This window comes from Thermostichus sp. MS-CIW-15 (assembly GCF_054060575.1).
Genome location: NZ_JBSSDI010000051.1, coordinates 1 through 10,807, shown reverse-complemented (window position 1 = coordinate 10,807; position 10,807 = coordinate 1). Strand labels below are relative to the sequence as shown.

The 10,807-nt window shown below is 60.7% G+C and carries 11 protein-coding genes and 2 pseudogenes; 8 read left to right on the top strand and 5 right to left on the bottom strand.

The window, feature by feature from the left end; translation table 11 throughout:
* Positions 1-61: 61 nt before the first annotated feature.
* The 3 genes and pseudogenes from trpA to ACVW0R_RS12950 all read right to left on the bottom strand — a co-directional run bounded on the left by trpA (position 62) and on the right by ACVW0R_RS12950 (position 2,729).
* Positions 62-907: pseudogene (trpA, locus tag ACVW0R_RS12960) on the bottom strand (tryptophan synthase subunit alpha).
* 61 nt (positions 908-968) lie between these two features.
* The gene (locus ACVW0R_RS12955; protein WP_457502163.1) at positions 969-2,384 is read right to left on the bottom strand and encodes an ABC transporter substrate-binding protein; all 1,416 of its coding nucleotides are present in this window, start codon (positions 2,382-2,384) and stop codon (positions 969-971) included.
* A gap of 129 nt (positions 2,385-2,513) precedes the next feature.
* The gene (locus tag ACVW0R_RS12950) at positions 2,514-2,729 is read right to left on the bottom strand and encodes a hypothetical protein (protein ID WP_011430147.1); all 216 of its coding nucleotides are present in this window, start codon (positions 2,727-2,729) and stop codon (positions 2,514-2,516) included.
* Between the two features lie 28 nt (positions 2,730-2,757).
* Between ACVW0R_RS12950 and ACVW0R_RS12945 the strand changes: the two genes are divergently transcribed.
* Positions 2,758-3,606, top strand: coding sequence for a class I SAM-dependent methyltransferase (locus tag ACVW0R_RS12945; protein WP_011430146.1), 849 nt, complete (start codon positions 2,758-2,760; stop codon positions 3,604-3,606).
* 8 nt (positions 3,607-3,614) lie between these two features.
* Here ACVW0R_RS12945 and ACVW0R_RS12940 read toward each other — a convergent pair whose 3' ends face one another.
* Positions 3,615-4,403 carry an amino acid ABC transporter ATP-binding protein gene (locus tag ACVW0R_RS12940; RefSeq protein WP_011430145.1) on the bottom strand — a complete coding sequence of 263 codons (789 nt, stop codon included), beginning with the start codon at positions 4,401-4,403 and terminating at the stop codon, positions 3,615-3,617.
* Positions 4,404-4,659: 256 nt separating this feature from the next.
* On the opposite strand from ACVW0R_RS12940, the gene ACVW0R_RS12935 reads away from it, so the two are divergent.
* The 7 genes from ACVW0R_RS12935 (at position 4,660) to ACVW0R_RS12905 (ending at position 10,618) form a co-directional block, all read left to right on the top strand.
* Complete coding sequence (locus ACVW0R_RS12935) at positions 4,660-5,697, top strand: amino acid ABC transporter substrate-binding protein (RefSeq protein ID WP_414419060.1); 1,038 nt, start codon at positions 4,660-4,662, stop codon at positions 5,695-5,697.
* Positions 5,698-5,805: 108 nt separating this feature from the next.
* Positions 5,806-6,978: an amino acid ABC transporter permease gene (locus ACVW0R_RS12930; protein WP_457502162.1), complete on the top strand. Its 1,173-nt coding sequence runs from the start codon at positions 5,806-5,808 to the stop codon at positions 6,976-6,978.
* Between the two features lie 3 nt (positions 6,979-6,981).
* The gene (locus ACVW0R_RS12925; RefSeq protein WP_457393182.1) at positions 6,982-8,187 is read left to right on the top strand and encodes an amino acid ABC transporter permease; all 1,206 of its coding nucleotides are present in this window, start codon (positions 6,982-6,984) and stop codon (positions 8,185-8,187) included.
* A gap of 162 nt (positions 8,188-8,349) precedes the next feature.
* Positions 8,350-9,132: a twin-arginine translocase subunit TatC gene (gene tatC / locus ACVW0R_RS12920; RefSeq protein ID WP_011432564.1), complete on the top strand. Its 783-nt coding sequence runs from the start codon at positions 8,350-8,352 to the stop codon at positions 9,130-9,132.
* Positions 9,122-9,736 carry a nucleotidyltransferase family protein gene (locus ACVW0R_RS12915; protein WP_457502161.1) on the top strand — a complete coding sequence of 205 codons (615 nt, stop codon included), beginning with the start codon at positions 9,122-9,124 and terminating at the stop codon, positions 9,734-9,736. The genes tatC and ACVW0R_RS12915 overlap by 11 nt, the downstream gene beginning before the upstream one ends.
* A 94-nt stretch (positions 9,737-9,830) precedes the next feature.
* Positions 9,831-10,358, top strand: a complete 528-nt coding sequence (locus ACVW0R_RS12910; RefSeq protein WP_457502165.1) for an NAD(P)/FAD-dependent oxidoreductase — start codon at positions 9,831-9,833, stop codon at positions 10,356-10,358.
* Positions 10,241-10,618 (top strand): hypothetical protein, encoded by a 378-nt coding sequence (locus ACVW0R_RS12905; protein WP_457502164.1) that lies wholly within the window; start codon positions 10,241-10,243, stop codon positions 10,616-10,618. Before ACVW0R_RS12910 ends, ACVW0R_RS12905 begins: the two co-directional genes overlap by 118 nt.
* 69 nt (positions 10,619-10,687) lie before the next feature.
* Here the strand turns inward: ACVW0R_RS12905 and ACVW0R_RS12900 are convergent.
* Positions 10,688-10,807, bottom strand: a pseudogene (locus ACVW0R_RS12900) (photosystem II q(b) protein); the annotation flags it as partial.

Here is a 10,807-nt window from a genome sequence, read left to right as displayed (position 1 = left end):
TGAAGACTTCTTTACTACTGATCAATCCATCCTCCTTCCGAAGTTGGTTTGCTAAGTGCTGCTATTGTACCCCTTGAGTCCTTAACAGGCTGTAACACTCTGGAGTGGTCACCTCTTGCAGGGCCGCTTTGAGGGCTCGACAAAAGTGAGCTATTTGTTGCAGTCCTTCTTCAGGCGTGGGGGCTTTGGCCAGCCGTTGCACAAATGCGCTGCCCACAATCGCCGCATCTGCTCCCCAGAGAGCGATCTGGCGGGCCTGGTCGGGAGTGGAGATGCCGAAGCCCACCCCAATCGGCAGGGGGGTTTGTTGGCGCAGTTGCTGCAGCAAAGCCGGGATCCGCTTTTCCAGGGTGGCCCGTTCGCCGGTAACGCCGGTGGTGCTGACCAAGTAGACAAAGCCACTGGACTGCTAGGCAATGCGGCGCATGCGCTCCGGGGGGCTGGTGGGGGCCACCAGCAGGATGAGGTCGATCTCTTCGGCCTGGGCTGCTTGTCGCAGGGATCCCGCCTCTTCCAGAGGCAGATCGGGGACGACCAAGCCGGCACAGCCGGCCTGCCGCAGTTGATGCAGAAAGTTGGGGATGCCGAGCTGGTGGATGGGGTTGTAGTAGGTGAACAGGATCAGGGGGGCCTGCAGCGAGAGACAGCGCAAGCCTTGTAGAATGGCGCCCAAAGTGACTCCCCGACTGAGGGCGCGGGTGGCTGCTGCTTGGATCACCGGCCCATCCGCCAAGGGATCCGAGTAGGGTACCCCCAGCTCGATAAGATCGGCGCCGCTCTGATCCAGAACCTGCAAAGCCTCAAAGGTGGTTTCCAAGTTGGGATCCCCAGCGGTGAGGTAGGGGATGAGGGCTTTTTCACCACGGCTGCGCAGCGCCTGAAAGCAGGCTGTGATCCGAGTGGGCATGGGATCCATTCGATTCTGAGGAGATTGAGAGCATCCCCCACTGTAGCGTCTGCCGGGATCCCTAGGGGAGAGGCACAAAATCGTAGCCGGTACCGGAGCGGTTGCCGGGCTCAACCCGCACCAGCACATGGGGAGCATTGCGGTCGCCGGAGGGCAAGAAGCGCACTTCTCCGGAAGCGCCGTCCGGCAAGCGGAAGTTCGGGTCGCCCAGGGCGGCGAGAACAGCGCTGCGGCTGGTGGCTCCTTGGCTGAAAGCTTGCAAGAAAACCCGGGTGGCATCATAAGCCAGAGCGGTGCGCCAGCTCACCTGCCCTCCCCAGAGCTGGGCTGCCTTCTGGGCAAACTCGCGGTTGCGCGGCACCTGGGGATGCCAGGGTACCGCCACCACCAAGCCCTCTACCGCTGCTCCCCCTTCTTGCAATGTGGTGAGGCTGAAGAGCACATCGCCGCCCAGAAGAGCAAGGGGCTTACCAGCTACAGCGTTCTCGCGGGCTACGGCCAGCGCTTTTTCGGCTACGGAAGCCGTGGGAGCTAAAAAAGCTACCTGGGCTCCTTGGCCGACGGCCCTTTGCAGGCTGGCCTGGGGGTTGAAGTCCGACGCCGATAAGTCGAACTCCGCCAGCACGATGCCCCCTTCGCTGGTCAGGGTGGAGGCAAAGGCGTCCCGCAGGCTGGTACTGTAAGCGCTGTTGGGGTTGTAGAAGATGACCACCCTTTGCAGCCGCAACGTGTTGAGAGCATAACGGGCCAGTTGCGTGCCGGCCACTTGATCCGAGGGCACGGTGCGAAAAATGGCATCCCCCAGCATGCTGATGCGAGTGCTGGTGGAGGTGGAGGAGATCATCGCCAAGCCGGCAGGCTGATAAACCTCGGCTGCAGCCAGGGTGGCATCGCTGGTGTTATGGCCAATCACCCCCAAGATCTCAGGCTGCGCCACCAGGGCTTTGGCCACCGCTGCTGCTCGCTCAGGGTTATCGCCATCGTCGGCAATCACTACCCGCAGCAGCCGTCCTCCGATTCCCCCCTGTTGGAAAAGCTCCTCCTGAGCTTGTGCCACCCCCCGCAGGGTCTCTTTGGCGCGGTTGGGGTTGCTGGAGATGGGCACCACCACCGCCAGGCTCAAGGGACTGCCTTGCTGCTGGGCGCGGGCGTTGTTCAAGAAAATGCGAGCTTCCGGGTCGTTGCGGTTGCTTTGCAGACCCATTTCCAACACCGAGATGGCTGCGCTGAGGTTACCTTGGCGCAACAGCTCTGCAGCGGCAACGGCAGCGGGACTGCTATCGGCAAACAAGGTGCGCTCGCCGCTGGTCAGGAGCAGATCTTGTGCTCCACCCCCCAACCCTGGCAGCGATACTGGCGGTAGAGAAATGCCTTCCGGCCAGCGAACATAGCCCGCCTGCCAAGCACGATGACCGCCCCAGAGTAGCAATAGCCCCAAGGCAATGTAGACAATGGGTGGTGGAGACTTGGCAACCATATATAGAGAGAAAACGCTAGCTTTTGGCCAGCAAAGACACTGCTTGTATCCTCAGGAATCCTCAAAAGTCATCTTTCCAAGGATCTCTAAGGATCTCCGACTATGCATCAGCATGAGTGCGGGAGTATGTCACGGATCGGGACGGTAGGAAGGGCTGTTGCGGTATTGGCGCTCTAGCTGCTCCACAATGGAAATGGGAACGGATGAGGTCTCGGAGGGCTCTTCTGGCGAGGTGCCGATCTGCGTCTCGGTCTCCACATTGAACTGCCGAGATGTTGCCCAAACCACTGCTGCAATCAGCAAAAGGACGATAGCGGCACCGTAAAGAAAGGCGACGATGGCCATCGGGTCAACGGTTTAGCTTTCCCCTTCCATGATAAAGGCTGTCGAGAATTACCCACTTCAGGATCCCTTAGAGCAAGCCCTATGGGACTGGCACCGAGGAGAGGCCAAGGGATCCCTGCTCTTGCATGCCTACGGCCTGGAGGGGATCCCGTTGGCGGAAGAGCCCCAGGTGGTCTCCCCAGAGGTGTTCTTCACCCAGGAGCTGCCGGAGGTGGAGGCCATGGCTTTGGATCTATGCCGCGGTCGGGTGCTAGACATCGGCGCCGGCACGGGCCGCCACAGCCTGCTGCTGCAGGAGGAAGGATTGGCCGTGGCTGCCTTGGATCGCTCCCCTGTGGCTTTGCAGATTATGGCAGAGCGGGGGGTGTGTTGCCGCATTGCCGCCGATCTTTTCCACTGGGCGGGGCCAGGAGAGCCCTTCGATACCCTACTCCTGCTGATGAACGGCGTCGGCTTGGCGGGATCCCTGTCGGGCTTGGAGCGTTTTTTGCGCCTGGCTCGCCACTGGGTTCAGCCCACTGGCCAGTTGCTCCTGGATTCCACCGATTTGAGCGATGCCAGCGACCTCGCAGATCTGCGGAATCTGCCGGCAGAAGAGGGAGGGCGTTTAGAAAACTTGGAAGATCCCTCTGGCAAGCTGGCCGCTCCTGCCCACCTCGAAGCAGGTGGCTCAGAAGATTGGCAGGAAGGGAGCGAGGCAAAAGCCAAGGTAGTGAACTTTGTAGCCGAGTACAACGGCCAGCGGGGGGATCCCTTTCCCTGGCTATTTGTAGATCCGGAAACCCTGCTGCAGTGTGCCCACGCCAACGGCTGGCAGGGGCAGATTGTCTATCAAGAGCCGGAGGGGGCTTTTCTGGCACGCCTCACCCCCTTCTGAAGGACTCGCTAGTGGGAAAGGATCTGGGATAAAAACAGGCGGGAGCGCTCTTCTTTCGGATTGCTGAAAAACTCTTGGGGGGTGTTTTCCTCCACGATCTTGCCGCGGTCGAAGAAGATAATCCGATCCGCCACCTCGCGGGCAAAGCCCATCTCGTGGGTTACACACACCATGGTCATCCCCGAGCGGGCCAACTCCCGCATCACGTCCAGCACCTCCTTGATCATCTCTGGATCCAAGGCCGAGGTGGGCTCATCGAAGAGCATCACCGCCGGATTCATGGCCAAGGCGCGGGCAATCGCCACCCGCTGCTGCTGCCCCCCCGAAAGTTGCCCCGGGTATTTTTCTGCTTGCTCGGCGATCCCCACGCGGCTTAGCAGTTCCATAGCCCGCTCTATCGCCTCACTTTTTTTCATCTTTTTCACGTGGATTGGGCCAAGGGTTACATTTTGCAAAACCGTGAGATGGGGAAACAGGTTGAACTGTTGAAAAACCATGCCCACCTCGCGGCGAATGGCATCGATGTTGCGTAGGTCGCTGGTTAGCTCAATGCCATTTACCACAATGCGCCCTCTCTGGTGTTCTTCTAAGCGGTTCAACGTGCGAATAAACGTTGACTTGCCCGAGCCTGAAGGCCCACAGACCACCACCACCTCTCCGCGGCGGATGCGGGTGGTAATGCCCTTGAGGACGTGGAAATCGCCGTACCATTTGTGAACATCTTCGCATTGGATAATGTCAGCGCTGGCTGCACTTTGCGGAGAGAGTGAAGACCTTATGTGCGGGGATCCTTGCATGGGTGGGTGACTCCCTAAGTTTCACCAAAGCAGGCATGGGTACCATGGCAGAACTGGCCGAGCCACAACCGTAGCCTCTGCAACATTTCCATACGCCCTGACATGTAAGGCTTTGAGAAAATCGTAGGCGCCTATGGCAAACCATTCTATGGGGTGTGGCAGGAGTGTAACTCAATGGCACGGTATCTCGGTTGAAGTGCCGTGTATGAACGACTGTTGACGACGAAGATCTTGAGGATTGACATGGGGTAATTTTATGAACTGGATAAAGCATTTGAACGGATTGGCTCCCTTGGCCGGGGCACTGGCGTTGTCTATGGGCCTGCAGTCCCTTCCCGCTTGGGCGCAGCTGGGGCCGCTCACCGACCGCATCAAGGCTCGGGGCGAGTTGATCTGTGGGGTAAACAACCAACTGCCCGGATTCGGCAACCTGGATGACCAAGGCAAGTATGTGGGTTTTGATATCGACATCTGCCGGGCGGTAGCTGCCGCTCTCTTTGGAGATCCGGACAAGGTTCGATACGTCTACCTGACGGCGGCCAATCGCCAGTCTGCGATTCAGTCGGGCGAGGTCGACATGATTAGCCGCAACACCACCTGGACCCTCACCCGGGATCGCGAGTGGGCGGTGACCTTCGGCCCCACCACCTACTACGACGGCCAAGGATTTATGGTGCGGAAGTCGCTGGGGGTGGAAAAGCTGGAAGACCTGAACGGGGCCACCATCTGTGTGATTGCCGGCACCACCACTGAGCTGAACTTGGCGGATACCTTCCGCGCCCGTGGCATTGCCTTTACGCCAGTAACCTTCGACGGCGATGATTCCTCTTTCAACGCCTACGAAGAGGGCCGTTGCGATGCCATCACCAGCGACCAAAGCGCCCTCATCTCCCGCCGGGCCAGCTTGGCTTCTCCCGACGACCACGTGATCTTGCCGGAGATCATTTCCAAAGAGCCCTTGGGGCCGCTGGTTCCCCACGGAGATGAGAGTTTTTCCGACATTATGAACTGGACGGTCTACGCCCTCTTCTATGCAGAAGAAAAGGGGATCACCAGCGCCAATGTGGACGAGTTCCTCAAGTCCGAGGATCCCGACATTCGCCGCTTCTTGGGCCAGGAAGGCAACCTGGGAGAGCTGCTGGGCCTGAAGCCGGATTGGGTGGTCAATGTCATCAAGGCGGTGGGCAACTACGGCGAGATCTTCAACCGCCACCTGACCCCCTTGGGCGTGCCGCGGGGCTTGAACCAGCCCTACACCAAAGGTGGGATCCAGTACGCGCCGCCTTTCCGCTAATCGCAAATCCGGGAGCCATCGCCCCCCCTGGGACAGGGATCCCGGTTGGTCAGTACCGGCCAGGGATCCCCTATTCTCTGCTGTGCTCTGAATTTTTGCTTGCCCCGCATGACTTCTCTGTCCGACCAGTCCCACCTTCGCCCCCCCTGGTGGCGGGATGAGCGCATCCTAAAAGTTCTGCTGCAGGTGGCCTTTGTCGTGGCCGTGCTGCTGGTGTTCGGGATCCTCGCCCAAAATCTCCTCGCCAGCCTGCGCCGCCTGGGCATCAGTTTGGGCTTTCGCTTTCTGGACAACTCCGCCAACTTTGGGATCACCGAGGGGCTGATCCCCTACGACCCCTCCGAGAGCTACCTGAAGGCTCTGGCGGTGGGAGCGGTGAACACCCTCTGGCTGTCGGCAGTCAGCATTGTGTTGGCGACGGCGATGGGCTTTGTCCTGGGGATGGCTCGCCTCTCCAGCAACTGGCTGGCCCGCCAGCTGGCCACCGTTGTTACCGAGATCTTTCGCAATGTCCCGGTGCTGCTGATCGTGATCTTCTGGTACCAGGGGGTGATCCTCACCCTGCCGGGGGTGCGCAACAGTCTCTCCATCGGCGGGCTTGTCTTTATCAACCAGCGGGGAGTGAAGCTGCCCGGGTTGGATCCCAGCGGCTGGCTGGTTCCCGCGCTGGCCATTGTAATCGCGGCTGGGTGGGGGATCCGCAAGCTGCTCCTAGTCTGCCGACCCGAGCTGGGATCCCGGCAGCGGAACCTGTGGGTGGCTGCGGGGGTGGTGCTGCTGGCGGTGGCCTGCTGGGTGCTCTTCCCAGAGCCGCCGGTGCGGCTGGATGTCCCGGTACTGGAGCGCTTTAACTTCCGGGGTGGGATCCAGCTTTCGGCGGAGTTTACCGCCATGATGCTGGGCTTGGTGACCTACACCGGCTGCTACATTGCCGAAGTGGTGCGGGGATCCTTTTTGGCGGTGCCGCGGGGGCAGTGGGAGGCGGCCCGGGCCGTCGGCCTGTCGGAGCTGCAAACCTTTCGCTTGGTGATTGTGCCCCAGGCCCTGCGGATCATGATCCCCTCCTTGAACACTCAGTATCTCACCTTGATTAAAAACTCCAGCTTGGCCATTGCCGTTGGCTTTTCCGATCTGTTCAACATCAGCAGCACCATCATCAACCAGTCGGGACGTTCGGTGGAGATGTTCGCCATCCTCATGGCCACCTACCTGACCTTTAACCTGGTGGTTTCCTACGGCATGAACTGGCTCAATGCCCGCGTCAAATTGGTGGAGCGCTAACCCATGCCCAGCAGTCTCTCCTCTCCCCTTGTAGAAGAAAAGGTACTCCCCCCCACGGAGAAACAAAGTCCGCTGGCTTGGGTGCGTCGCAACCTGTTTGACTCCTGGTTGAGCACCTTGCTCACCTTGGTCTCCGCCTTGGTGTTGGCCTGGGCAATTTCCCTGTTCTGGAACTGGGCGTTCACCCAAGCCCGCTGGGAAGTGATCCCGGCCAACCTGAAAATCTTTGCCAGCGGCACCTACCCCAGCAGCCAACTGTGGCGGGTGTGGGCGGTGTTGGGAATTGTGCTGGCCACCTTGGGGGTAGCGGGGGGGGCTTGGGGCGGTGTGCTGCTGCACTACCTCATTCTCTTGGGAGCTGCTATGGGCTTGGCCGCTTTCCTGCCTTTGGGAACCCAGTCGCAGGGGTGGCTGGCGGTTTGCTCTGGCGTCACTTTTGCCGCTATTGCCCTCAGTCGCGGACGGGAATCCTGGCGGCTGGCTTCCATCTGGGTTTGGGCCTTGATCTTGCCCCTCTGTCTGGAGCTGCTGCTGGGCAACCTGGGCCCCAATTGGCCGGCAGTGCGGGCTGAGCAACTGTCTGGACTGCTGCTGACCTTGATCTTGGCGGCAGCCGCCATGATCATCGGCTTCCCCATTGGGGTGTTGCTGGCGTTGGGCCGGGCCAATCGGGCGTTGCCGGTAATCCGGATCTTCTGCACGCTGGTGATCGAGCTGGTGCGGGGGGTGCCTCTGACCACCATTCTGTTTGCCGCCTGGCTGTTGGTGCCCTTCTTTCTGGGGGGGATCAGCGTCAACCTGATCATCCGGGCGGAGGTGGCCTTCATCTTGTTTACAGCCGTGTACGTGGCCGAGGACGTGCGGGGCGGCCTGCAGTCAATCCCGCTGGGCCAGCTAGAAGCGGCACGGGCGCTGGGCTTGAACCCCTTTCAAGTGACGGCTCTGGTGATTTTGCCCCAGGCGTTGCGGGCAGCTGTTCCGGCGCTGGTGAACGAGTTCCTCACCCTCTTCAAAGACACGTCACTGGTGTTCATTGTCGGCCTCATCGACCTGCTGCAGGCGGGGCGCGTGGTGTTCACCAACCCCAACTGGCTAGGCACCCAGCGGGAAGTGCTGTTTTTTATCGGCCTAATCTACTTCATCTGCTGTTTTGCCATGGCCTATGCCGCCCAGCAGGTGGAAAAGGCGCTGGGCTTGGGCAAGCGCTAAAAACTGCAACCGCTCCCCTTCCCAGTTTCATCTGCTCAGGCCCCGGGATCCCCTTAACGGGCTTGGGCCACCGCCCAATGGCGAGGAGTGTTGGGCAAGTGCTTTTCCCTGGAGAGGGGGCAGCGCTAAGATAGCGGGGAACGTCTCGTTACACCTTGGCCCATGACCCTTGCCTCTGAGACCGAGTCCCCGGAACAAGCCGCGGCGGCCCCTGAGCCTGGTCGGGTGCGGGATCCGGAGTTTCCCTACGAGGTCGAGATGACCTTGATGGAGCACTTGGAAGAGCTGCGCAGCCGCCTGTTGGCCAGCGTGATCGCGGTGGCGATCTGCATCATCGCTTGCTTTGCCGTGGTGAATCGCATTGTCGCCCTGCTGGAGGTGCCCGCTCGGGGGGTTACCTTTTTGCAACTGGCGCCGGGGGAGTATTTTTTCGTTTCTGTGAAGGTGGCAGCCTACTCGGGGCTATTGCTGGCCACGCCCTTTTTGCTCTACCAAATTGCCCGCTTCGTCTTGCCGGGGCTGAGCGTGAAGGAGCGCAAGCTGCTGGGGCCGGTGGTGCTGGGATCCAGCCTTCTCTTTGTGGCCGGCTTGGTCTTTGCCTACTATCTCCTCATTCCGGCGGCGCTCAACTTTTTCATTCGCTACGGCGAAGGGGTGGTGGATCAGGCTTGGTCCATCGACCGCTACTTTGAGTTTGTGCTGCTGCTGCTGTTCAGCACCGGCCTGGCCTTTCAGGTGCCGATTTTGCAGGCGCTGCTGGGGGCGCTGGGGCTGGTGACTGCCGAGCAGATGTTCAAGGGCTGGCGCTACGTGGTTCTGGGCGCGGTGGTGGCGGGGGCCATTCTCACCCCTTCGACGGATCCCCTCACCCAGAGCCTTTTGGCCGGGGCTGTGACGTTTCTATATTTGTTTGGCATTCTGCTGGTGAAGCTCCTTGGCAAATGAGCCGAAGCTGCATGCGCTGATCTTGGCGGCTGGGTTTTCCACGCGGATGGGAGAGCCGAAAGCCTTTCTGCCCTGGAAAGACGGGCAAACCCTGCTCTCTTACCAGATTTTTCAGTGGCGACAGGCGGGGTTTCAACCCTGGGTGGTGCTGGGATCCCAGCATTTGGCGGCAGCCCAACCCCACTTGGCAGGGGCAGAGGTGCTGGTCAATCCGGCTCCTGAGCTGGGCAAGACCCACTCCATTCGGGTAGGGGTGGAAGGGGTCCCTGCCGATTTTCAGGTGCTGGCCATTTCGGCGGTGGATCAGCCCCGCCCGGCGTGGATCTACCACAGCTTGCTGGAGTACCATCTGCGCCACCGCGCTTGGGTTACTGTGCCGGTGCATCGAGGACGACGGGGGCACCCTACCCTGATCGACAGGCGCTTGCGGGAAAAGCTGTTGGATCTCCGAGAAGAAACCCTGGGCCTGCGCCGGTTGTTGCAGGATCTGGGCAGGCGGGTACAGGAGGTGGAGCTCTACACTCCTGAGATCTTCCTGGACTGCAATACCCCTGCCGATATGGAGGCCGCTGCTGCCGGTTGCGACAGCGTTGCCCAGGAGTGAGGGGATCCCCTTCAGCACTTGTCCTGCGACCGGTCGCCTCAGCGGTACCGAGCACTTCGGCGTTGCCCAGCAAGATGTTCTTCCCATTGCTCGTATGAGAAAGGGCCTTTATCCTGCCAGCACCTACGATCCTGCCTGCCCGGTCGGCAGCTACTGGGACAGCACGATAGCAGATCCCGGCTGGCGGCATCCGGCACCTTTGCAAGCGCAGGTGGGCGCGGAGGTGGTCATTGTGGGGGGAGGATTGACGGGGCTATCGACGGCTCTGCACCTGGCCCGCGACCATGGCATCCATGCTTGTCTGCTGGAGGCGGGATCCCTGGGTTGGGGGGCCTCGGGACGCAATGGCGGCTTTTGCGGGGTGGGGGCGAGCCACCTCACCCACGCCCAGATGGTGCCGCAGCAGTGGCCAGCGCCTGGCAAGAGGTGGTCCAGAGACCTTGAGTCCAGCTCAGGGTGGATCCCAACCCTTCGGAAGCTCAGCTCAAGGCCCTCTGGCAACAAATCGGCGAGCGGGCAACCAATCCCCTCCTGGTTCTGCCGGGCAGTGTCGCCGATCCCCTGGAGCCAGGCCAAACCTGGGCCGATTTGGCCCATGCTTGGGGGTTTAGCCTGCTCTTAACGCTGCGACGGGAGGCCGCCCTGAGCCAAGCAACCGCCTTTGCCGCCCTGATGCGCCAAGCCAAGGTCCGCAACTTGGGCTGGGTGCTGGTCGGATCCCTGCCCGAAACCGAGGATCCCCAAGCTTTGGAGGAGCTGGATGCAGCTTTGATCCCACGCCTAGAGGCTCAAGTTGGAATGCCGGTGCAGGGGAGAATGGCTCTGGATGGGCAGATCCTTTGGGACACCGATTCCCTTGAGCAACTGGGCTACGTTCTATGAAAAGCAGAAAAACCCCCCAGCGTCTGCCAGGGGATTCAAGAAGGACTGGTCGACTAGGTCAGGAGTGGATTAGCCGCGGATGGCCGGCGCCACTTCCACCGCCGCCAGGTCCAGCGGGAAGTTGTGCGCATTCCGCTCGTGCATCACTTCCATCCCCAGGTTGGCACGGTTCAACACATCAGCCCACGT